Origin of the sequence: Pseudomonas lutea, assembly GCF_000759445.1 — a bacterium.
GTDB lineage: Bacteria > Pseudomonadota > Gammaproteobacteria > Pseudomonadales > Pseudomonadaceae > Aquipseudomonas > Aquipseudomonas lutea.
In genome coordinates, this window is record NZ_JRMB01000001.1 from 481,983 (window position 1) to 505,318 (window position 23,336).

Below are 23,336 nucleotides of genomic sequence, written 5' to 3' on the forward strand. Positions count from 1 at the left end.
GCCAGCACACGCTGAACTCAAACCGCTCTGCTTGAAGGTAATCCGTGTCTTTCAACCATTACTACCAAAGCGAACTCACTGCCCTCCGCCAGTTGGGTCGTCAGTTTGCCGAGCGCAGCCCCGCCCTGGCGCCATTTTTGGGGCAGGCCGGCCGCGATCCGGACGTAGAGCGGTTGCTGGAGGGATTCGCGTTCCTGACCGGACGCCTGCGCCAGAAGCTCGACGATGAGCTTCCGGAGCTCACTCATTCACTGATGCAGCTGCTATGGCCCAACTACATGCGCCCGTTACCTGCGTTCAGCATTCTGCAGTTCGATCCGTCGACCCTGGCAGGGCCTGCGCTCAAGGTCCACCGGGATACGCCGGTCGACAGCGTTGCGATTGACGGGGTGCCGTGCCGCTTCCGCACTTGCTACACCACCGATGTACAAGCGCTCGATCTGGCTTCGTTAACCTATTCGGCGAAGGGCGAACGGTCGCTGTTGTGCCTGCGCCTGGAAATGACCGCCGACGGTCATGTGGGGGAACTGGCATTGACCCGCTTGCGCCTTCACCTCGCGGGGGAGCGCTATATCAGTCAGATGCTCTACCTGAGCCTGCTGCACGACCTGGAAGGCATTGAGCTGGTTCCGCTGGACGCCGCCGGCAAGCCGCTCAATGTCGTTGATGGCATGCCCATCGCGTTCAGACTGCCGAGCACTGGCGCGCAGCCAGTGGGATTCGCCGAAGAAGAAGCGATGATCCCCTATCCCTTGAACACCTTTCGCGGGTATCGGTATCTGCAAGAGTACTTTGCGTTCCAGGACAAATTTCTGTTCGTCGACATTAACGGCCTTAACCGCCTTGCGACGTTGCCGCCAGAGCTCATCAAGCAAGTGCGCGGCTTTGAGTTGCGCTTCGATATTCGCAAGAGTCCCGTCCAGCGTGTGCGACCTACGCTGGACAACGTGAGGCTCCATTGCACGCCCATTGTCAATCTGTTCAAGCACGACGCCTCGCCCATACGCCTGGATGGCAAGCAGGACGAATACCTGTTGTTGCCGGCTGTGTATGCGCCGGAGCACTGCGGCGTTTTCTCGATTGACAGCGTGACTGGCTGGAAGCCTGGCGGGCTGGGTTACCAACGCTATGTCCCCTTTGAATCCTTTGAACATGACCCCAGCTTCGACGTGCCGGCCAGTCGTGCCCATTACAGCATTCGCCAGCGGCCATCGTCGCTTCACGATGGGCTTGATACGTATCTGAGCTTCAGCATGCGTCAGGCCCAAGCCAGCGAAACCCTCTCGATCGAGCTGATGTGCACCAACCAGAACCTGCCGCGCAGACTCAAGCTGGGTGACATTTGCATTCCCTGCGAACAGACGCCGGAGTTTCTGACTTTTCGCAACATCACGCCGGCGACCCAGAGTTACGCGCCGCCGCTGAATCAGGACTTCTTGTGGAAGCTGATCAGCAACATGTCGCTCAACTACCTGTCGCTGGCCGACGTCGACGCGTTGAAAGTGATACTCGAAACCTACGACCTGCCGCGCTATTACGACCCGCACGCAGAAAAGGTCAGCAAGCGGTTGCTTGGCGGCCTCAAGGCAATCAAGCACCAGCACGTCGACAGGTTGTACAGGGGGCTGCCCGTACGTGGTTTGCGCACTGAGCTGACCATCGACCCACAGGGCTACATCGGAGAGGGTGATCTGTTCGTATTCGGCTCGGTGCTGAATGAGTTCTTCGCGCTTTACGCCAGCCTCAATTCGTATCACGAACTGCGGGTGATCAGCATACCGGGACAGGTATACCAATGGACGTCCCGTATGGGCCAGCAGCCCCTGCTATGAACGAATTGAGCCAGGGCATCCGCGAATATTCGCTGTTCCAGGCGGTTCTGCTGGTCCTCGACCGGCTACGCGTTGAGCACCCGCACCTGAGTGATGACGACCTGTACGACCAACTCGAATTTCAGGCCAACCCGAGCCTTGGTTTTCCCGGAAGCGACGTGGATCGCGTGGAGTTTTTTGAGGAATCAGGGCTGACCCGAGCACGCCTGCGTTTCAACCTGCCAGGGTTGGTCGGCTCCGCCTCGCCCTTGCCTGCGTTCTACAGCGAACAAGCCTTGGGCGACAGCGAAGAGGGCAACCCGACCCGGCAGTTTCTCGACCTCTTTCACCATCGACTGCATCGGCTGATGTTGCCGATCTGGAAGAAGTATCGCTACCACGCCCGCTTTGAACGCGGCGCGACCGACCCGTTTTCATCGCAACTCTTCGCCCTCATCGGTTTGGGCAGCGAGCAAATACGAAGCGACCGCGAGCTGAATTGGAAGCGCCTGCTGCCTTATCTGGGTTTGCTCAGCCTCAGAGCTCACTCGGCGGCGCTGATCGAATCGGTCCTGCGTTACTACTTCAAGCACGGCGGGGTGACGATCGAGCAATGCATCGAGCGCAGCGTGGAAGTCCTCGTTGAGCAACGCAACGGCCTGGGGCGGGCCAACAGCAACCTCGGCGAAGACCTGGTCCTGGGCAACCGGGTGCGTGATCGCAGCGGCAAGTTTCGCATACACATTCGCGAACTTGGCTGGGGGCGATTCCATGAGTTTCTTCCGATCGGGGCGAGCTACCGGCCGCTGTGCGCACTGGTTCAATTCACGCTGCGCGACCCCATGGACTACGACGTACGCCTGGTGCTGCGACAGGAAGAAATCCGTGAGTTACGCCTCGCTGAGCAGAACACCTGTCGTCTGGGGTGGACCAGTTGGCTGGGCCGCGATTACGCGGACGGTGTAGTGACGCTGAGCAGTAAAACATTAAGGACGGCCGAACGATGAATACCCTCAACCTGCAACAACTCATTCAGGCGCTCGACGCCCAAAGCCGTCGCGATCTGGAACACGCGGCCGAACGCTGTGTATCGCGCGGCGGCAGCAAAGTCCTCATTGAGGACCTGTTGCTGGGCCTGATGGACCGACCGCACGGCCTGCTTGTTCGCGCCCTGCAGGATGCCGGCCTGGACGCGGCCGAGTTCAGCGCAACGCTGCACCTGAAGACTGAAAACAGCGCGTCGCGCAATCCGGTATTCGCGCCTGAGTTGATGCAGTGGCTGCAGGATGCATTGCTGGTGGCCAACCTTGATCTGGGACAGACCCACGTCGGGGAGGCAGCACTGATCCTCTCGCTGATGCGCAACCCCTTGCGCTACGCGGGCACTCGCTATCAGGCGTTGCTTGCCAGGCTCGACACCGAGCGCTTGAAAGCCTTCGCGCTCTCTCGCAATGCCGATGCCGACAATCAAAAGCAGGCCGTTGGCGCGGAATCGCTACTGACTCGCTTCACTCACAATCTTACCCAGCAGGCGCGGGACGGCAAACTCGACCCGGTGCTTTGCCGCGACGAAGCGATCCGTCAAATGATCGATATTCTGGCCCGCCGGCGCAAAAACAATCCGATCGTGGTCGGTGAGGCCGGTGTTGGCAAGACTGCCGTCGTTGAAGGCCTGGCATCGCGCATCGTTGCGGGTGAAGTGCCGCAGGCGCTGCACGGCGTGGAACTGCTGGCGCTTGACATGGGGATGTTGCAAGCCGGCGCCAGCCTCAAAGGCGAGTTCGAGCGACGCCTCAATGGCCTGATCGAGGAGATCAAGGCGTCCCCTGCGGCAATCGTGTTGTTTATCGACGAGGCCCATACCCTGATTGGTGCGGGTGCAGACGCAGGCAGCTCCGATGCGGCCAACCTGCTCAAGCCCGCACTGGCTCGCGGGGAATTGCGCACCATTGCTGCAACCACTTGGGGCGAGTACAAAAAATACTTTGAAAAGGACCCGGCGCTTGCCCGTCGCTTCCAGCCCGTGCGACTTCACGAACCCACCGTCGACGAAGCCGTAACCATTCTTCGTGGCCTCGCGCATGCCTACGAACGAAGCCACGGTGTCTATTTGCGTGACGATGCAGTGGTCGCCGCGGCCGAGTTGTCTGCCCGCTATCTGGCCGGCCGGCAATTGCCGGACAAGGCAGTCGATGTGCTTGATACCGCCTGTGCGCGGGTTCGCATCAGTCTGGCCGCTGCGCCGCAACGGCTGGAGCTTCTGCGCAGCGAAATGGCTGAAGGCAAGCGCCAGTGTCAGGCACAGCGACGTGACGCCGAAGCGGGGTTATCGATCGACCAATCCGCATTGCAGACGCTGGAAGAGCGCCTGTGCGCTGCGGACGAAGAAAGGCGTTTGCTTGAGGCGCAATGGTGTGAACAGAAGGCGTTGGCCGAGCGCTTGCTCGAACTGCGTCGGCAACTCGCGCTGGCCCATGATGCTGCTGTTGATGATGCTGAGACCCCCGGGGCAGCTGTGGGGGTTAAGCGAGATGCCACAGGTGCGGCAGGCGACACCTTGTCCATCTATGAAGCGCACAGCGTCGAGGATATACAACGGGCGCTGGATGACGTCCACCAGGCATTGAGTCAGGCCCAGACCTGCGAACGTCTGGTCAGCTACGAAGTCTGCCCGCGTCTCGTCGCCGAAGTGGTTAGCGCCTGGACGGGCGTGCCGCTGGCGCAGATCGCCCGCGAGCACAACGCCAGAGTCGCCAGTTTTGCCACCGACCTGCGCGCCCGCATTCGGGGGCAGGAGCAGGCGGTTAACGCGCTGGATCGTTCGATGCGCGCCGCTGCTGCCGGCCTCGGCAAGCCTGAAGCGCCAGCCGGTGTGTTTCTGCTGGTAGGCCCAAGCGGTGTCGGCAAGACCGAAACTGCTCTGGCGCTTGCCGATTTGCTGTACGGCGGAGAACGGTTCATCACCATCATCAACATGTCCGAATTTCAGGAAAAGCACACCGTCTCCCGTCTGATCGGCGCGCCGCCCGGGTACGTAGGGTATGGCGAAGGCGGCATGCTGACTGAAGCCGTACGGCAAAAACCCTACTCGGTGGTCCTTCTCGATGAAGTCGAGAAAGCAGACCCGGATGTCATGAACCTGTTCTATCAGATCTTTGACAAGGGCATGGCAAATGACGGGGAGGGGCGCGAGATCAACTTCCGCAACACGTTGATTCTGATGACCTCGAACCTGGGAAGTGAACGCATCAGCGAGCTTTGCGCAGGCGGCGCGCGCCCATCGGCGCAGGTCCTTGAGGACCATATTCGTCCACTGCTTGCCCGGCATTTCAAGCCGGCCTTACTGGCGCGCCTGCGTGTGGTGCCTTATTACCCGGTCAGCGATTCGGTGTTGCGCGAGCTGATTGAGATCAAGCTGCAAAATATGGGCGAGCGTCTGAACCGTCGTCGGCTGGACTTCACTTTTTCCGAGACGCTGGTCGACCATCTGGCTGAGCGCTGCAGCCAAAGTGACAGTGGAGCGCGTTTGATTGACCAGTTGCTGGAACTTCAGGTCCTGCCGCAGGTGGCTGATCGGCTACTGGATGCAATGGCGGCAGGCCAACGTCTCACGCGTGTCCATGCAACGCTTGATCACAGCAACTGCGTGACGTGTGAGATTGCCTGAGATGGGAGCAATGTTCAGTCAGGTGCCGCAGGCACTGGCCTATGCCGAAGCCTTGCTCGAAGAGTTCGGCAGCCTCGCACGTGCGGTCGATGAGACCTCGCTGTTGAGCGGTCTCGTATCCGGCCTGGCGAAGCTGAGCGGCTGCGAACTGGCCCAGCTGTACAGCGTAGACGCCACTGAAGACCGGCTGTTCATGGCTGCCGAGTGCCTGGACGGCAGTTTGCAGCCGCGTGAAGCGCCCAGTCTGTCGGCGGATGGCAGCGGTGAGCAGCTGTTGAGTTTTGCGTTGCGTCAGGACCGCGTCGTGTGCTTCTCCGACCTCGCCAATAGTCTGCACGAGACCCGTTTCTTGCCGCCTCGTGACACCGCCTGGCAGTCGTTGCTGTGCATCCCGATCACAGGCCGTCCAGGCACCGTCCACGGCTTGCTGGTCTGCGCAAGCAGCCGGACTCTGGAGCTGCGCGGCTTTGCCGATTCACTCGCCCGGTTGGGCGGCTTCGTGCTGGGGCAGCTGCAGCTGCTTCAACGGACGAGGCTACCTGCCAATGGTTCACCGCCGCGGCGCGTCTGCTTGCCAAGCGTCAGTGCCTACGGGCTGATGGGCAAGAGCCCTGCCATACGCCAGACCGGCTCGATGATTGGCAAGGTCCTGCAGAGCTCATACACCGTGCTGCTGCGCGGTGAAACGGGCACCGGCAAGGAAGTGGTCGCGCGGGCCATCCATGACTGCGGCCCGCGTCGCTCACAGGCATTCATCGTGCAGAACTGCGCGGCGTTGCCGGAGAGCCTTCTGGAAAGCGAGTTGTTCGGCTATTGCAAAGGGGCGTTCACCGGCGCTTTGCGCAATCGTCCAGGGCTATTCGACGCAGCCAATGGCGGCACGTTGTTGCTGGATGAAGTCGGCGACATGCCGCTGTCGGTGCAGGCCAAGCTCCTGCGTGTTTTGCAGGAAGGTGAAGTCCGGCCGCTTGGCTCCAATGACACCCACAAGGTCGACGTGCGCATTGTTGCAGCGACGCACCGCGATCTGTCGCTTATGGTTCGGGAGGGCACGTTCCGCGAGGACCTCTACTACCGGCTCATGCAGTTCCCGATCGAGTTGCCGCCGTTGCGCGAGCGCGGCGAGGACATCATTGAGCTGGCCCGTCATTTCGCTGACCAGGCCTGTGCGTCTCTGCAGCGCCATGCACTGAGCTGGTCGGATGCAGCGCTTGATCAACTGTGTGGTTACGCTTTTCCGGGGAATGTCAGAGAGCTCAAGGGTTTGGTTGAACGCGCCGTTCTGCTGTGCGAGGGCGGGGAGTTGCTCGCCGAGCATTTCGGCCTCACCCGTGCCCCGGTGGCTGACGACACCCACCTGAACCTGCGAGAACGCCTTGAGCATATCGAGCGCGGTCTGCTGCTCGATTGCCTGCGCAAAAACCGGGGCAATCAAAGCCTGTCCGCGCGCAAGCTCGGCTTGCCCCGGCGCACGCTCCTGTACCGGCTGGCCCGTCTGAATATCAATCCGGGTGACGTAAATGCCTAGTCAGCAAACGCGTCACCCCCTGTCCATTTTGGTGGGTGCCAGGCATTGGCGCCTCGTGCTCAGCTCTGGAGACCACCTGATGTCTGCTCGTCATCGGCAAGCCGTTCTATTGACCCTTGTTCTGTTATCCGGCCTCTCGGGTTGTGCCGGCAATTACAAGTTCAACGACAACCTGTACCGCCCTCTGGGTGACCCGCAGCCGGCGAACCGCGGCTATTGACCCAGGAGTATCAACATGGAACTGGTTCTGGAAATGCACAGCGCGCGGCAGTTTGTGCCAGCGCAGTCGTACCGGATGACATTCGGGGCAGGAGGCGGCGTGATTGGGAGGGGAGAGGACTGCGACTGGGTCATCCCCGACTGCACCCGGCACCTGTCACACCGCCACCTTACGATCAGCTGCAACGACAACGCTTTTTTTCTGACTGACACCAGCAGCAACGGCGTGATGGATGCCGACAGTGGCCAGCGGTTGCCCAAGGGCCAGGCGATTCGCATTGATCACGGCAGCGGGTATGTGATCGGCGATTTTGAAATTCGCGCACGGCTCACCCGGGGCTCAGCTTCATCCGACCGGCAAGCGGGGCCTGCAGACACAGCCGGATGCATCATCCCCGATGATTCCTTTCTTGACCTCGACCCGCTGAATGCGCTCGACCAGCAGGAACGTGTTCACTCGGACATCGACGAGCTGATTTCACCCCCGGCTGGCGTCAGCAATGGCTCCCATCGTGGGGACTATGCCCGGGTGGATATGGAAAGCTTGCGCGTGCCGGAACTGGTCGAGGCGCCTGCAGAACCATCGGCCCCCAGCGTTGATCACGCTACATCGACGGCCACAACCAGAGCCCATGGCGGCGAGTTCTGGACGCAGTTCTCTGCGGCCCTCGGCATTGAACTCGGCCATCTCGATCAGGACGCCCGGGAAGCTCTGGCCGTGGATGCAGGTCGCTTGCTGAGGCTGAGTGTCGCCGGGCTGCAGCAGATTCTGCACACGCGCAGCGAACTCAAAAACGAACTGCGCCTGTCGCAGACCACGGTGCAGGGCGCACAAGGCAACCCGCTGAAATCGGCCGTTGATGCGCCACAAGCCCTGGCGGCATTGTTGACCTCCCACAAACCCGGCCAACTGCCGGGCGAGCAGGCGGTGTCGCAGGCCTGCAACGACGTGCAGGCGCATCAGGTGGCGTTGATGGCGGCCAGCCGCGCCGCCGTTCGCGCCACCCTGGAGCACTTCTCGCCGGAACAGCTGATCCTGCGCTTCGAGCGCGACAAACCGCCGTTGTTCCCGACCTCAGGCAGTCGATGGAGGGCCTACGGCCGCTATCACCAGGCCCTGCGTCAGGACAACGACTGGAGCGAGCGTCTGATGGCGCGCGACTTCGCTCAGGCTTATGAAGAGCAGATCCGATTGATCGCCACCCTCCGCAGTGGCCACCAGGGATGAAACACATGTTTTGTCGTTCCACTCGCGTCTCAGGCGCGCTGACTGCATTGGCCGTGTGTGTGCTGCTGGCAGGCTGCTCGACGCTGTCTCCCTATTCACGACTGACCAAGCTCGACCTCCGGCTCACTGCCAGCGATCAACTGAATCCTGATCTGAACGGGCGCCCGTCGCCCATCGTGTTACGGCTCTACGAGCTCAACCACGCGGTCGCTTTCGAAAATGCCGATTTTTTCAGTCTTTATGAGCGGGCCAAAGAAACCCTCGCGCCCGACATGGTCGCCAGCGAGGAGCTAGAGCTACGCCCGGGCGAGACGCTTGAACTGAAGCTCAGCGTACACCGGGGCAGTCGCTATGTCGGTGTGGTCGCGGCCTATCGCGACCTGTCCCAAACCGTGTGGCGCTCAACGCATCGTGTTGCAGCGACCGATACGACGGAGATCGATCTCACCCTTGATCAAAGTGGCATTCGCCTTTCACGAGAAGCGCTGGCCGAGGCGGAAAACCCATGAACGCCCACAAAGTCATCTGGCAGGAGGGCATGTTGCTGCGCCCGCAGCACTTGCAGCACAACGATCGTTACCACGATTACCAGATAAAAACCCGCACCCGATTAATGGGCGGCTATGTCTGGGGCTTTATCACTTTGGACATCGACGTGCAGTTTCTCCATATGGGCAAACTGGTGATCAGCCGGGCGTCCGGCGTCCTGCCCGACGGCAGCCTGTTCGACCTGGGCGGCAGCAAGGAGTCCCTGGCCCTGGACGTTCCGCCCAATACCGCCGACACGCCTGTTTATCTGGCGCTGCCGTTGGTCACTGGCAATCATGTCGAGTCACGCCGGGGTGAGCAGACTGATGTTCTGGCGCGCTACATCGCGTATGAAACCCAGGTCGCCGATTCGAACGCCGGTGATGACGCGGTGTGCCAGGTCAGCTGTGGTCGCCCCGACTTCAGGCTGCTGCTCGGTGAACAGCAAAGCTACCAGGCGTTCGTGAGGCTGAAAATCTGTCAGGTGCTGGACACCAGCCCGGACGGTGTGGTCACTCTCGCGCCGGATTTCGTCCCCACCTACCTTCAGGCCCATGCGTCCAGTTACCTGCTGTCCTGCGTCAAGGAAGTCATCGGCATGCTCAGTCACCGTGGCGACACGATTGCCGAGCGCATTCGCTGCAGTGGCACGGTGGCCAGCGCGGAGATCGGCGACTTCATGATGCTGCAATTGATCAACCGGGCAGAGTTGCTGCTGCGCCATTACCTGGGCGTTGAGCAGGTGCATCCAGAAGAACTCTACCGCACGTTGCTGACGCTGCTCGGCGACCTGGCGACCTTTTCGAGCGAAAACAGACGACCACGTCTGGACAGCCGCTATCAACACAATGATCAAGGTGAGAGCTTCCGCAAACTGATGGACGCTCTGCGGCAAATGCTGTCCATGGTGCTTGAACAACATGCCGTCGAGTTGGCCCTGCAAGCGCGCCAGTACGGCATCAGCGTCTCGCCGTTGCATGACCACACGCTGCTGGGTTCGGCTTCGTTTGTGCTGGCCGCCAGCGCTCACTGTGATTCCGAGGAACTGCGCCATCGCTTGCCCGCGCACCTCAAGGTGGCACCGGTGGAGCGTATCCGCCAACTGGTAAACCTGCATTTGCCGGGCATCAAGCTAACCCCGCTGCCGGTGGCGCCGCGGCAAATTGCCTTCCACTCCAAAAAAACCTGGTTCGTTCTCGACCTGACCGCCGAAGACCTGGCCCAGCTCGAACGTTCAGGCGGCTTTGCGTTTCACGTATCCGGCGAGTTTCCCGAGCTGGAGCTCAAATTCTGGGCCATCAGGAGCTGACCGACATGAATAGGGGTAGCGATTACCGCCAGGATGATAAAACCGTGCTGGTCAGTCGGCAGGGTCATGGACCCTCGACAGGCCCCATGACGGATTCCACCGCGCCGCCGCGGTTCGAGCAGCTCGAAGAACGCATGGTGTATGCCGCGCATCTGCCTGCATCGCAGGTTTTCAACGTGGGCATGAATCCGCTCGTGGCGGCGGCGTCCGAGCTGTTGTCCGAATTGGTGCGCCTCAAGCGCGTCGAGGACCCGCAAGACATAGCCACCCTCAACGATCATCTGACACACGCCCTCAAATCCTTCGAGGTGCGGGCGTTGCATAACGGTGTGGAGGGCAGTCAGGTCATGGGCGCCCGTTATGTGCTGTGCACAGTGCTGGATGAGGCGGTGGTCACCACTGCATGGGGCAACGAAAGCGAGTGGTCGCAGATGAGTCTGCTTAGCGGCTTCCACAATGAAACCTTCGGTGGCGAAAAGTTTTTCCAGCTACTGGATCGGCTCTCGAAAAATCCGGTGAAGCACTTGCCGATGCTGGAGCTGATGTACCTGTGCCTTTCCCTGGGGTTTGAGGGCCGATACCGCGTGCAGACCCGTGGTGTGGTGGAACTTGAAAGTATCCGCGACGCGTTGTATCGGCAAATCCGCCACCTGCGCGGTGACGCACCCCGAGAGCTCTCTCCCCATTGGCAAGGGTTGAGTGGCCGGCGCAGCAGCCTCGTGCGCGTTGTTCCCGCATGGACGGTGGTCACGCTCGTTGTCGTCTGTCTGGTCGTGATGTATTCGGGCTTCGCCTGGGTGCTGGGCGAGCACCGTGAAGCCGTTCTGCAGCCTTATCAACTCCTGGACCAGACCGCAGTTGACCCGCAATCGCAATCACAACTGCAACCGCAGCCGTAAATAGAGACGTGTGATGAAAGAGATTTGCAAGAAAACCGGCGCGTTGTTGCGTCAGACCTGGATGTGGACACTGCTGTTGGTGTTATGCCTGGCGCTGTTTGTCTGGGTTTTGGGGCCGGTGTTGGCCGTCGATGAGCGGAAGTTCTGGGAGAGTGCCAGCTCCCGCTTGCTGACCATCAGCGCACTGTTCCTGTCCTGGGGGCTGGCAATGGTCTATGTCGGTTGGCGGGCGGGAGTGGCCGAAAAGGCGGTCGAAGGCAGCGAAATCGGTCAGGCGCGCAGCTTGCACGACGACCGGCAGGATGAGGAACAGGCCGAACTTCGCTCGCGATTCAGTGATGCGCTGAAGACACTGAAAACCTCGAGCCTGTATCGCGGCCGTCTTGAAAACGGGCGTGCTGACTTGCCGTGGTACCTGCTGATCGGCCCCGAGGGCAGTGGAAAAACCACCTTGCTGGAATGCTCGGGGCTTGATTTTCCGCTGAACAAGCTTGAGCGCACGCTCAGCCGAAACCCTCAAGCCACTCGCCACTGCGACTGGTACTTCGCCAATAGTGGCGTGCTTCTGGATACCCCTGGCCGGTACCTGACCCAGCCTGGTCAGGATGTCGACCGCAATGCCTGGACGGCGTTGCTGGGTCTGTTGCGCAAGCACCGTCGTCGTCGCCCGCTTAATGGTGTGCTGGTCACGTTACCTGTCGACCTGTTACTCAACGGCAGCGAGCTCGCGCTCGAAACCGTTGCGCGGCAGGTGCGAGCACGTTTGCAGGAGGTCCATCAGAAGCTGCGTCTCGAAGTGCCGGTGTACCTGGTATTGAGCAAGGCCGACAGCCTTCCTGGCTTCTCCGAGTTTTTCGACACTTTGACTGCTGACGAGAGCGACCAAGTGCTCGGTACCAGCTTCCGCAAAGGGCAGAACGGCACCGATGCGGGCGTCTTGCGCGATGAGTTCGGCGCGCTTTTGCTGGGTCTGAACAATCAGGTGATCACCCGTATTCACCAGGAACGTGATCCCTCGCGACGAGGACTCATACTCGACTTCCCGTGCCAACTGAGCAGCATCGGCGAACAGCTCTGTCTTTTCGTGGAGCTGGCGTTCACGGGCACTCGCTACCAGCCTGCAAGCCAGTTGCGCGGCTTCTATCTGACCTGCGCAACACTCACAGCTCAGCAGGAAGCCGCCCTCGGCGCGGGCATGGCGCCCCCTCCAGGCATCCCGTTGGGGCAAGTGGCGACCCTGCGCAACAGCCGGGCGCGCTTTATCCATCACCTGCTCAGCCGAGTGATTTTTCCGGAGGCAGACCTTGCCGGCCTCGACATCCGCGAGCAACAGCGCATTCACTGGGCGCAGCGCATGCTGTACGTGGGTGCGATCGTGGCACTCGCGCTATTTGGCATGCTCTGGGTCGGGAGTTTTTCCTTCAATTACGAACGGCTGGATCGCGTCGGTGAGCTTGCCCGTGCATGGGCCGAACAACGTTCGGCGCCGAAGCCACAGGACACCTTGCTGGCCATGCTTGAAACCCTCGACACCGGCTATGCGGCGACGCAGGTGTTTGCTGATAAAGGGCAAGTCGAGTATCAGGCGCGCGGCGGTCTTTATCAGGGAGAAGCCGTCAATCGCGTGATCGCGCAAGCCTACGAACGTGAGCTGGAGTCTCAGCTGCTGCCACAGGTCGCGGCAATGCTGGAAGGCCAGATGGTCGCCCATCTGGATAGCCGCGAGGGACTGCTTAAACGCCTGCGCGCTTATCTGATGCTAGGGATGAAAGACCGGCGCGACGCGGCTTGGCTCAAAGATGAAGTCGCCGCCGACTGGTCGGCCCTTTACCCCGAGGACGCCGCAGTGCAAAACAGGCTGAACGGCCATTTTGAGCGACTGCTGAAGCTGCCTTTCGTGCATGTGCTCAATGATCAGCGAGTGGCCCAGGCCCGCCAGGTATTGCGCAGTGAGTCCCTGGCGACGGTGGTCTATCGGATGCTGCGCGAGCAGGCGGCCAGCTTGCCGGCCTATAGTTTCGACCAGCATCTGGGCCCGCAAGCGGCAATGTTTGTCGGCACGGATGCCGTGATCCCGGGGTTCTACACCCGTCAGGGCTACCAGCAGTATTTTTCGCTGCAGGGCGCTCGCGTGGTTGCCGATATCCTGCGTGACAACTGGGTGCTGGGTGAGGGCTCCGGCCTCAGCGACATGGACATGCGTCGTCTGATGGTCGAACTGGAGCAGCTTTACTTTCGGGATTACGCTGATCAGTGGGGCGAAGCCATCAGCGCCGTCGAGCTTGCCGGCCCCTACGATTTTGTCGACAGCGCGCAACAGTTGGCCGGCCTGACGTCGGCGCATTCCCCGGTGGTCAATCTGCTGCGCGAAGTGCGCGAGCACACCCGCTTCACCCCCCTCGCCGAAACCCTGACCACTGCCGTTGACGCCAATGCGCAGCCCAAGGACAAAGATGGCGCTGCAGGCAAAACGGTAGCCGTCATCAGCAAGACAACGGACGCGCCAAGGGCGGCAATTCCCGATACGGCGCGCAAATCGCTGCAAAACCGGTTTGATCCCTTGCACCGCCTGCTCGACGACAAAGATGGGCCAGCGGCCGATCTACTGCCAGTTCTGGGCATGCTGAACGAGCTGCAAATGCAGATGGCGAGCCTGGGCCAGGCCGGTTCGCCCGAGCAGGCCGCATTTGAGATGGCCAAGTCCCGCATGGGTGGTCAGCGCGATGCACTCGGCAGCCTGCGCGCTGCATCCAGTCGCCTGCCGCGTCCAGTGGGAACGTGGTTCAACGCCTTGGCCGAAGATGCCTGGCGGCTGGTGCTCAACGATGCTTATCGGCATATCAACCAGCGTTACCAGAGCGAGGTGTACGGCTTCTACGCCAAGGCGATCAGCAAGCGTTATCCGTTCAAGGCCGACAGCGTCAGTGATGTGGCGCTGGGTGATTTTCGGGAGTTCTTCAAGGTTCAAGGGCTTGCCGAGCGTTTCTTCGACAGCTTCATGCGCCCGTTCGTGAGCGGCGAGGCAGGCACCTTGCGCCTGCGCAGCATCGACGGGCAAAGCTTGCCGGTCTCCCGGGTTTATCTCGAGCAAATGGCTGCCGTTCGGGTCATTCGTCAAGGTTTTTTTGCAGACGACCCCGCCGAGCCTCAAGTGCAGTTCAAGCTTGAGCCTCATACCCTGGACTCTTCTGTGAGCCGTTCCGAATTCAAGCTCGGCGATAAAACCCTTGAGTACCGCCACGGGCCTATCGTTGCGGTGTCGTTCAAGTGGCCCACGGATGCCGACGCCGGCCGAACCAGCCTGGTCCTCGACCGAATGGTCGGTCGTCCTCTGGGCATTGAAGAAAGCACCGGCCCGTGGTCACTGTTTCGTTTGCTGGATTCGATGGAGCGTGAAGAACTGAGCGGTCGTGATGTGCTGGTCCTCAAGGCCGACGTCGGCGGGCTGCGTGCGAGCTATGTGCTGACCAGTCAGCGCTCCCCCAACCCGTTCGACCTGTCCGCGCTCCGACGGTTGCGCATGCCGGCGCAGCTCTGATGGGCACTGGCAGTCAGTGGCGCAGCGCCGCCCGGACCCACACCGGCAAGGTTCGGGCGCGTAACGAGGATGCGTTTTTGAATTGTCCCGAACACGGCCTCTGGGTTGTCGCCGATGGCATGGGCGGGCATCACGGCGGCGACATTGCCAGCCAGATGATTGTGGCCAGCCTGGCAGCGCTGCCCCTGCACTCGGGTTTCGATGATCGGGTCATTCGCATCAGGCAATGCCTGCACTGGTTGAACCGCCGACTCGGCCAGGAAATGACGGTCAGCCCGGATCGGCGCGACAACATCATCGGCAGTACGGTGGTCGCGCTGCTGCTTGAGCAGCGCCGGGCGGCATGTGTCTGGGCGGGCGATAGCCGATGCTATTTATGGCGTCGTCAGCGGTTGTATCAGCTGTCCCGCGACCACTCCCTACAGCAACAACTGATCGACGAGCAGCAGATGAATGTCCGTCAGGCCAAGGCACACCCGGGCGCGCACGCCTTGACCCGCGCGGTAGGCGCTGGCGAGCAACTGGCGCTGGAGGTGCTTGAGCTCGAAGTGCTTCCAGGCGATGCATTTTTGCTCTGCACTGACGGGCTTTATCAAGGCATGAGCAGCGATGCCCTGGGCCGGGCGCTCAACCTCGCTGTCCCCGAAAAGGCACTGCAACGCTTGTTTGACTGCGCGTTGCGGGGAGCGGCCAGGGACAACCTGACCGCGGTGGTCATACGTCAATGACTGACGCCGCGCACGCCGGTGACGACGCCAGCGACGGCGATCTCACCTATCTTGCTTTCGCGCCTCCACATCGACCCGGACCGGCGGCCGCCCCATCGAGCCTTGCTGCGATGCACGACGTCCTCGCCAGTCGTTATCGCATCGAGCGCTTGCTAGGCGCTGGCGGAATGGGCGCCGTCTACCGCGCCCGCGACCTGCTCGCCGAGCAGTATGAGGACCCGCATCCCTACGTCGCGCTCAAGGTTCTCAACGAGGTGTTCTCCAAGACCCCGGACGGCAGCGCTCTGCTCTACAGCGAGTTTCGTCTGACCCAACACCTGCGCCATGATCATGTGCTGCGTTTGCAGGCGTTCCACGTTGACCCCACGAGCCAACGCGCCTTCATCACCATGGAACTGCTTCACGGCATGACGCTCGACCAGCTGCTCTGTGAGCGCCCCCTGGGGCTGCCATGGAAAGAGCTGCGTGAGATCGTGCTGCCGCTGCTCGACGCACTGGCCTACGTTCATGCGCGCGGCGTGGTTCATGGCGACATGAAGCCCAGTAACGTCATGCTCACGGAGGAGGGGGTGCGCCTGTTCGATTTCGGTTTGAGCCGGGTCGAAGAGGGTGTGCTGCCCGGTCTACCGCACCTCAGCCGCGAGCGGTTCGATGCCTGGACGCCGGGCTATGCGGCACCGGAATTGCTGGAGCATCAACGGCTTTCGGCCAGCGCTGACGTCTATGGAGTGGCGTGCCTGATCTACGAGCTGGCGAGCGGCAGGCATCCCTTCCGTCGGCTCCTTTCAACCCAGGCCCGCGATGAACACCAGGACCGTGAGCTGCGTCCCCCCGACAACCTGCCCAAACGCTGCTGGCCGGCCTTGCGGCAGGCGCTGGCCTTCGACGTCGCCGCTCGTACGATAACGGCTGGACAACTGCGTGACGTTTTCTCGATTCGCTCACTCAGGTGGTGGCAAGGGTCGAGCCGGTGACGCTGACCAAGCGCCGTTGCTGGTCGTTGGGCAGGTGTGGAGATCAAACATGATGGTGTTGCCGCTGGCCTCTTCCCGGCTAAAGCCGGTCCCACAAGACCAACATCGTTCCAATGCCGGTCCCAAAGGATCCACGCGATTGCTTTTCAGTAGGACCGGCTTCAGCCGGGAAGCTTTACCGGGCCATGTACGCCGCCAGCTCCTCGGGCGCGCCGTGCGGGAAGGCGCGTCGCAAGTAATCGAGGAACGCGGACACGCGCGCACTCAGCAGCCGCCGCGACGGATACAGCGCCCACAATGCAACGGGCGCAGCGTCGATGTCGCCCCAGTGCAGCAGCGTGCCGGCGCGCATATCCTCGCCCACCAGTGACACGGGCAAACGCCCGGCGCCCACGCCGGCCAGCACGGCATCGCGCACCATCACCAGCGAAGACAGGCTCAGCACCGGGTCAATCGTCATGCAGCTTCGGCCCGTCGGGGAGGTGAGGTGCCAGCTGATGTCGCGGTCCCCGGGCCCCCTAACCACCGCCGGCACTGCAACGTTGGCTGCCGGTTTTACCAACTGCGGGCTCGCGACCACGACCAGACGATCGTGCAGGAAAATCCGCCCGATGAGGCTTTCGTCGACCGCGGGATTGACCCTGATCACCAGGTCATAGCCTTCCTCGATCATGTCCACGGCGCGGTCTTCGGTGGTGACTTCAAGCCGCACCTCCGGGTGTTCCAGCGCGAAACCTGCGGCCAGCTTGCCCATCGCCGTCTGCGCAAAGAACAGCGGGGCGCTGATGCGCAATCGACCTCGCGGCCGCGCACCGCCTGAGGCGATGTCTGCTGCGGTCTCGTCCAGTTCGCTGAGCAACGAGCCGGTTCGCTCGTAGAGCGCCCGGCCTTCTTCGGTGAGCTTCAGCGTGCGTGCGCCGCGTTCGAACAGGCGCAGGTTCAGGCTGCGCTCCAGTTCCGCGACCCGGCGTGACAGCGTTGCCTTGGGCCGGCCGGTGGCTCGAGCGGCGCGCCCGAATCCGCCGTGCCGGGCGACGAGGTTGAAATCCGAAAGAGCCAGTAAATCCATGGTCGCACCTGAAATGTTCAAACCAGCGGTGGCTGAAGGCCGGAGCCTGAATCTCAGCGCCGAAGGAGTCTTCCACGAGAAGCGGCGACTGTTCCACATACGGGACGGCCTGTCCAATTATAGAGGCTATCGGCCCATCCATGATCCGCCGATAGTGACGTCTCCAGTCCAACCCACCACGGTAAACATCATGACCATCCTCGTTACGGGCGCTACCGGCCGAGTCGGCAGCAAAGTCGTCGAGCAACTTCTTGAACGCGGCGCAGACGTGCGCGTGCTGGTTCGGGACCCGTCCAAAACCCGCTTTGCGCCTGAGGTCGAGGTGGTTCAGGGCGATATGCTTGATCTTGAGTCACTTCGGCGCGCGTTTGCTGGTGTCTCGACATTCTTTCTGCTGAATGCCGTCGCCGCCGATGAATTCACTCAAGCGCTGATTGCACTGAACATCGCCAGGGAGGCCGGCGTTAACCGGGTCGTTTACCTCTCGGTCATCCACGCCGACCGCTTCGTCAATGTGCCGCATTTCGCGGTGAAGTCAGGCGCCGAGCGAATGATCGAGACGATGGGCTTCAGCGCCACGATCCTGCGTCCTTCGTACTTTATCGACAACGACGAAATGGTCAGCCAGGCCATCCTTGAGCACGGCATTTACCCCATGCCCATCGGCAGTAAGGGGCTGGCCATGGTCGATGCGCGGGACATCGCCGAGGTGGCGGCCCTGGAGCTGCTGCGTCGCGATCAGGCGCGCAATGAGTTGCCCTCTGAAACCATCAATCTGGTGGGGCCGGACACGCTGACGGGGGAGGGTGTTGCCTCGATCTGGACGCAGGTGCTCGGTCGTCCGGTGGTTTACGGGGGCGACGATCCGACCGCTTTTGAACAGAACGTCGCGAACTTCATGCCCGCCTGGATGGCCTACGAGATGCGCCTCATGGCCGAGCGCTTTGTCGGCGACGGGATGATTCCGGAACCCGGCGACGTGGCGCGCCTGACGCAGATGCTCGGGCGGGACCTGCATCGCTATCAGGACTTCGCCATGCGTCTGGCGCGCCTGGTCTGAGCCACCGACGCTCTGAAGTCTGGCGCAGAAAAAGCCCGCGATCAGCGGGCTTGGTTATGTCTGGGCAATGGTGTCGCGCGTCCATGCGCGACCGGAAACTTACACCACCGTCGCTGGCGGCGGCTCCTGGCGCAGCCCGGCGTTGCCCAGACCCTCATTGATCAGCACCATGCTTTGCGGTGCAGACAGGGCGATGCCCATTTCTCGCAGGCGGCCAAGCACCGTGAACAACAGGTCGCTTCGGGCATTACCCACTGAACGCGGGCTGTTCACAAAGCCGGTGGCGCTGATGATCAGGCCCGTGTTGGTGAGGTCCTTGAACGTCACCGATGGCGCCGGCGTATCAAGGATGGCCTCGTGTTCGGTGAAGGCCTGCAACAGCAGCTCGCGGATCTTCAAGACGTCCGTTTCCAGCGGCAGGGTCAGTGAGACACCTACTACGCCCAGCGCATTGCCCATGGTCACGTTACGCACGTTCTGAGTAATGAACTGCGAATTCGGCACGATTACCGTGGAACGATCGGACATCTGGATTTCGGTCGCTCGCACGTTGATCCTGCGGATATCGCCTTCAACCCCTGCCAGACTGACCCAGTCGCCGACTTTCACCGGCCGCTCGGTCAGCAGGATCAGGCCGGAGATGAAGTTCTGCACGATCGCTTGCAGACCAAAGCCGATCCCCACCGAGAGTGCGCTGACCACCCAGGTCAGGTTGGTGAGGCTGATGTGCAGGGTCGACATCACCACCGCAACCACCAGCACGAAGCCGATGTAGCCGATCAAGGTCACCAGCGACGCTTGCATCCCGGCGTCCATGTTGGTTTCAGGCAACAGCCGTTCGCCGAACCATTCCTTGAGCACGCGCACGCCGAGCAGGCCGGCGACCAGGCAGCCCAACGCTAGCAGAATGTCGCTCGGGACGATGTTCAGGTTGCCCAGGGATTTGTTGGTGACGTCCACTTGGGTGAAGCTTTCGAGCAGTTCGCCCGGGCTGGACCCCGAGGGCAGGAACGCCAGGAGTACGGCGGTGAGCAGCAGCAGAGTGCGGCCGATGCCTGCCAGCACGGTGCTCGCCTGGGCCTGATGGCGTGGCGACAGGCCCAGTGCCGAGCCCAGCGCCATCCCGCCCGGTTGCTTGGGTGACAAGAGGTTTTCGCAGACGTCGCCGAAGAAGGCCACCAACAGGTAAGCCGTCGAAGCCACCACGCTCATCCACAGCAGCTTGACCGCCAGGTAATACGCCAGCGTCAGATAGCCGCTCAGCAATGCCAGCAGACTCAGGCCTACCCACACCGCAACCACGAACGGGATCAGCCCGACCAGGCCGCCCGGGCGGGGTAGTGCGTGCTGACGGCGGGTGCGGCGGTAGCGCAGCAGGCCGAAGAAAAACACCAGCGAGACCGCCAGTGCGGTCAGGCCGTTGACGGCAACGGTCAGGGCCAGGCTGCTGGCGATGACGCTATTGATGCGCTCCTGGGTGCCGATGATCATCAGCGCCAGCGCCAATACGGGCGGGAAGCGACCCATCGCCGTGGCGATTTCGTCAGCGATGTTCGGCAAACGCCAGGAAGGGTGCGGCAGCATCAGCAGTGCGCGACCCAGGCCCACGATGAACGCGCAGAAGGTGATCAGCGTCTGCAACTGGTCAAGCAGATTGACCACGTCATTGCTGAGCACCGCATTGCTGACGATGCCCCAGCGCAGCAGGGAAGTGGCCGCGGTGATGGTCAGGATCGTCGACAGCCCGACGGCCAGCGCGAGGGCACTGCGACGCAGGCGTCCCTCGGGCAACCAGCGGACCACCACACGGATCAACAGGCTTTCAAGCAGGCGCCGCACCACGACCCAAACGAACAGCGCACCCAGTACGACGCTGCCAAACAGCATCCGGTTGCCGGGTGCCAGGGCGCTGTTGAAGACGCTGCGCACATCGCTCAGCAGGCCGTTCATGCGTCGCAGGTCATCGTCGGTCGGGCGGATCAGCGTCGACCAGAACGCCGAGCTGAGCGGGCTGGCCGTGCGGGTACTGATTTGCGAGTCAAACAGGCTGCGGCGCAGGCTGAAGATTTGCGTGGCCAGGTCTCGCGCAGACTGGCTGAGCGTGGTGGTCTGGCGTTCGTCGTTGACCAGCGCGTTCTTCTGCGCCGTCAGCGTCTTGCGCTGGGACGTCAGGGTTTGCGCTTCGTCCGGCTGCACCGGGCCGAGAATGTTGAGTTGATCATTCAGGTGTTCGATGTCGACCGCTTGTTTGGCGACCAGATCGTCGGCCTGCTTCTGCACCTGCAAGGCAGCCTGACGCAAGGTGGACAGCAGGTCCTCGTTGGCGCTCACCGTGACTTTCTGGCGGATCTGGTCGAGCTGCTCGCTCAGGTCATCCAGACTCGGCGCCTCAACCTCTGGTGTGGCGTCGGCTTGCGTCGCCACCTGCGGCGCGGGCGCTGCCTGGACCATTGCGGGCAGCGTGCCGCATAACAGCAGCAGGGCAAGCAGTCCGGTGTAGATACGGTTCAACGTAGCGTGTTGCATTGGGGTTCCCTTGGGTGCGTTAACCGGTGCGTTAACCGGCTTTGCGGTCTGTGCGTCTGGCCTGCGCCTTGAACGCAGGGTCGCGGCTATGGGAGATTTGCCATCGCGCGGAGGCGGATCATAGCAAGGATTGGGGCATGAGCACCCTCGCAGGCCCTGCCTGGCGGCGGATGAATCATTCAGCTCTGGCTGCCTGAACCGGCGCTTCGGTGCCGCCCGTGCGACGGGTCATGCGGCAGGGTCACGGGATGGTCACATTGCCCGGCACATGATCGCGTTTCGCACTCAGACACGGTCCGCGTACGGCGAGCCATTCAGGAACAGAGGGGCAACACGATGGCGACACAGCACGTTCAAACCAATCTCAGCCACAGGCCGCGCCTGGCGGATCTGCAGCCCATTGCCCTTGCGCCGCCGACACCGGCCACTGCGCTGCGGTCGTCTGCGCAACCGCGGATCACGCCAGCCACGCAGCTGGAAGACCGGCAGGGCTACAGCAGTGATTTTCTGGGTGACTTCGTGGTGCCGTGGCCGACCTCGCTGACGCCGAAAGACATCTACCCGTTGGGCAACCCGGGGAACCGTCTGGACTACACCCATTTCTCGATCAGCATGTCCCGCAGCCGCCGCATCGCGCAGTACGTCGGGGTCAACATCGATGGCGCCAGCAGCGTGGAGATCGTTCGAAAGCAGGACGCCTGGGCCTACGACGGTCGCCTGCCGGTGGAGGCGCAGATTGGCGAGGACATGTACCGCGACAACCTGCTGGACCGCGGCCACCTGGTCCGCCGCCAGGACCCCAACTGGGGCACCGAGGCCCAGGCCGCCAACCTCGACACCTTCCACTTCACCAACTGCTCGCCGCAGATGGCCGCGTTCAATCAAAAAACCTGGCTCGAACTGGAAGACTTCATTCTGGACAACACGCGCCGCTGGAACGGCCGGGCGACGATCTTCACCGGGCCGGTGCTGCGCACTGACGACCCTGTGTACCGAGGCGTGCAGATCCCCCGCGCATTCTGGAAAGTGGTCGCGTTTCTGGGCGATGACGGCAAGCCGTCTGCCAGCGCGTACCTGATCGACCAGACCCGCGAGCTCGACAAACTGGAGTTGGTATTTGGCGCTCTCAGGACCTATCGCCGCAGCGTCGCGCAGATCGGACAGCTCGCCGGCGTCGACTTCGGCGAGCTGGTGCGCTACGACGGATTTTCCAATGAAGAGCAGATCACCGGCACTCGCATCGAAGCGCTGATTCAGGGGCCGCAGGATATCCGCTTGTAGCCTGCCGCCCCGGCCGAGCCCGTTTGGCCTGCAGTGGACCCACGCGCAAAGCCGGATGCCAGATGAGCGTCGTTCTACACATTCACGAAAAAAAGGAGCCAAGGGGAATTAATGCGCTTAACGGCTATCTAGGATGACGCCTGCTGTCCGCGCCGATGCCCGGTTCTGTCCGGTTGATCGGCAGGCTCGACAGCACGCCCGCCCTCAGCCCTTGATGGCGGGCCAATTCACTTCCCGGAGATTTTGCGACATGAACGTCACCTTTACCCGTCACTGGTTACTCGCCCTTGCGCTACCGTTGCTGCTGACCGCTTGCGGCAACAGCGAGCCCGACCAGCGCGCCGCTTTCAAGCAGTTCCTGCAAACCCGGATCATCGACAAGCCGGGCGTACATGTGCCCAAGCTCACGCCGGATGAATCCAAGGCGTTTGGCGACTACGCCAGTCACTGTGCGGTGATTGCCGATTTCAACAGCGGCATGGACGCCAGCGTCAAACCGTTGGGCGGTCTGGTGCAGAAGGGCGCCTTCCGTTCGCTGGGAGATGTCATTGAACGGCGGGACGATCTGAAGGCCGTGCAAAGCGGCTTGAACGACATGGTCACGCAGCTCAAGCAGCAATTGGCCAAGGCCGACACTGCCCACGCCCAGCTCAAGCAACCGGACGACCTGAAGCCGGTCTACGACAGCGCGTACGACCGCACGGTGTCCGTGCCGGCCAATACCTTCCTGACGGTCGTGCCGCACGTCAACAGCACGCTGGACACCGGCCTCAAAGTGGCGGACTACGTCGACGCCCATAAATCGCAAATCGAGATCAACGGTGCGGTGGTGCAGGTGAAAGACGCCAAGGTGCAGGCTGAACTGAATGGCCTCCTGCAGGAGCTGAATGCGAAGGCCAGGCAGGTGCAGGACGCCCAGACTCGCTTGCAGAGCGTGATGCTGGGTCGGTGAACCCCAAGTGCAGGCGCTC

At 61.9% G+C, this 23,336-nt stretch carries 17 protein-coding genes; 15 read left to right on the forward strand and 2 right to left on the reverse strand.

Annotated elements, in window-relative coordinates; genetic code table 11:
• Window positions 1–44 precede the first annotated feature (44 nt).
• From tssF to LT42_RS02050, 12 genes are all read left to right on the forward strand, one after another.
• On the forward strand, window positions 45–1,832 hold the full coding sequence (gene tssF / locus LT42_RS01995) for a type VI secretion system baseplate subunit TssF (RefSeq protein ID WP_037009488.1): 1,788 nt from the start codon (window positions 45–47) through the stop codon (window positions 1,830–1,832).
• On the forward strand, window positions 1,796–2,818 hold the full coding sequence (gene tssG, locus LT42_RS02000) for a type VI secretion system baseplate subunit TssG (RefSeq protein ID WP_037009490.1): 1,023 nt from the start codon (window positions 1,796–1,798) through the stop codon (window positions 2,816–2,818). Before tssF ends, tssG begins: the two co-directional genes overlap by 37 nt.
• Window positions 2,815–5,478, forward strand: a complete 2,664-nt coding sequence (tssH, locus tag LT42_RS02005; RefSeq protein ID WP_037009492.1) for a type VI secretion system ATPase TssH — start codon at window positions 2,815–2,817, stop codon at window positions 5,476–5,478. Before tssG ends, tssH begins: the two co-directional genes overlap by 4 nt.
• 10 nt (window positions 5,479–5,488) lie before the next feature.
• Window positions 5,489–7,006, forward strand: coding sequence for a sigma-54-dependent Fis family transcriptional regulator (locus LT42_RS02010; RefSeq protein ID WP_037009494.1), 1,518 nt, complete (start codon window positions 5,489–5,491; stop codon window positions 7,004–7,006).
• Window positions 7,007–7,085: 79 nt separating this feature from the next.
• Window positions 7,086–7,226 (forward strand): hypothetical protein, encoded by a 141-nt coding sequence (locus LT42_RS02015; RefSeq protein ID WP_037009497.1) that lies wholly within the window; start codon window positions 7,086–7,088, stop codon window positions 7,224–7,226.
• Window positions 7,227–7,241: 15 nt separating this feature from the next.
• Complete coding sequence (tagH, locus tag LT42_RS02020) at window positions 7,242–8,453, forward strand: type VI secretion system-associated FHA domain protein TagH (protein WP_037009499.1); 1,212 nt, start codon at window positions 7,242–7,244, stop codon at window positions 8,451–8,453.
• Between the two features lie 5 nt (window positions 8,454–8,458).
• A complete protein-coding gene (tssJ, locus tag LT42_RS02025) occupies window positions 8,459–8,962 on the forward strand; it encodes a type VI secretion system lipoprotein TssJ (RefSeq protein ID WP_037009501.1) in 504 nt (167 codons plus the stop codon).
• Entirely contained in the window at window positions 8,959–10,290 is a 1,332-nt protein-coding gene (gene tssK, locus LT42_RS02030) for a type VI secretion system baseplate subunit TssK (RefSeq protein WP_037009503.1), read from the forward strand. Before tssJ ends, tssK begins: the two co-directional genes overlap by 4 nt.
• A 5-nt stretch (window positions 10,291–10,295) precedes the next feature.
• On the forward strand, window positions 10,296–11,189 hold the full coding sequence (gene icmH, locus LT42_RS02035) for a type IVB secretion system protein IcmH/DotU (protein WP_037009505.1): 894 nt from the start codon (window positions 10,296–10,298) through the stop codon (window positions 11,187–11,189).
• A gap of 13 nt (window positions 11,190–11,202) precedes the next feature.
• Window positions 11,203–14,727 carry a type VI secretion system membrane subunit TssM gene (gene tssM / locus LT42_RS02040; protein WP_037009507.1) on the forward strand — a complete coding sequence of 1,175 codons (3,525 nt, stop codon included), beginning with the start codon at window positions 11,203–11,205 and terminating at the stop codon, window positions 14,725–14,727.
• Window positions 14,727–15,455, forward strand: a complete 729-nt coding sequence (locus LT42_RS02045; protein WP_037009508.1) for a PP2C family protein-serine/threonine phosphatase — start codon at window positions 14,727–14,729, stop codon at window positions 15,453–15,455. The genes tssM and LT42_RS02045 overlap by 1 nt, the downstream gene beginning before the upstream one ends.
• Window positions 15,452–16,429, forward strand: a complete 978-nt coding sequence (locus LT42_RS02050) for a serine/threonine-protein kinase (RefSeq protein WP_052074959.1) — start codon at window positions 15,452–15,454, stop codon at window positions 16,427–16,429. Before LT42_RS02045 ends, LT42_RS02050 begins: the two co-directional genes overlap by 4 nt.
• A gap of 175 nt (window positions 16,430–16,604) precedes the next feature.
• Here LT42_RS02050 and LT42_RS02055 read toward each other — a convergent pair whose 3' ends face one another.
• A complete protein-coding gene (locus LT42_RS02055; RefSeq protein WP_037009509.1) occupies window positions 16,605–17,498 on the reverse strand; it encodes a LysR family transcriptional regulator in 894 nt (297 codons plus the stop codon).
• Between the two features lie 190 nt (window positions 17,499–17,688).
• On the opposite strand from LT42_RS02055, the gene LT42_RS02060 reads away from it, so the two are divergent.
• Window positions 17,689–18,558, forward strand: a complete 870-nt coding sequence (locus tag LT42_RS02060; protein ID WP_037012779.1) for an SDR family oxidoreductase — start codon at window positions 17,689–17,691, stop codon at window positions 18,556–18,558.
• A gap of 99 nt (window positions 18,559–18,657) precedes the next feature.
• Here the strand turns inward: LT42_RS02060 and LT42_RS02065 are convergent, their stop codons facing one another.
• Window positions 18,658–21,084 carry a DUF3772 domain-containing protein gene (locus tag LT42_RS02065; RefSeq protein WP_052074960.1) on the reverse strand — a complete coding sequence of 809 codons (2,427 nt, stop codon included), beginning with the start codon at window positions 21,082–21,084 and terminating at the stop codon, window positions 18,658–18,660.
• 336 nt (window positions 21,085–21,420) lie between these two features.
• Between LT42_RS02065 and LT42_RS02070 the strand changes: the two genes are divergently transcribed.
• Both LT42_RS02070 and LT42_RS02075 read left to right on the forward strand, forming a co-directional pair.
• Complete coding sequence (locus LT42_RS02070; RefSeq protein ID WP_037009511.1) at window positions 21,421–22,365, forward strand: DNA/RNA non-specific endonuclease; 945 nt, start codon at window positions 21,421–21,423, stop codon at window positions 22,363–22,365.
• Window positions 22,366–22,615: 250 nt separating this feature from the next.
• A complete protein-coding gene (locus LT42_RS02075) occupies window positions 22,616–23,317 on the forward strand; it encodes a DUF3053 domain-containing protein (RefSeq protein ID WP_037009514.1) in 702 nt (233 codons plus the stop codon).
• Window positions 23,318–23,336: the final 19 nt, after the last annotated feature.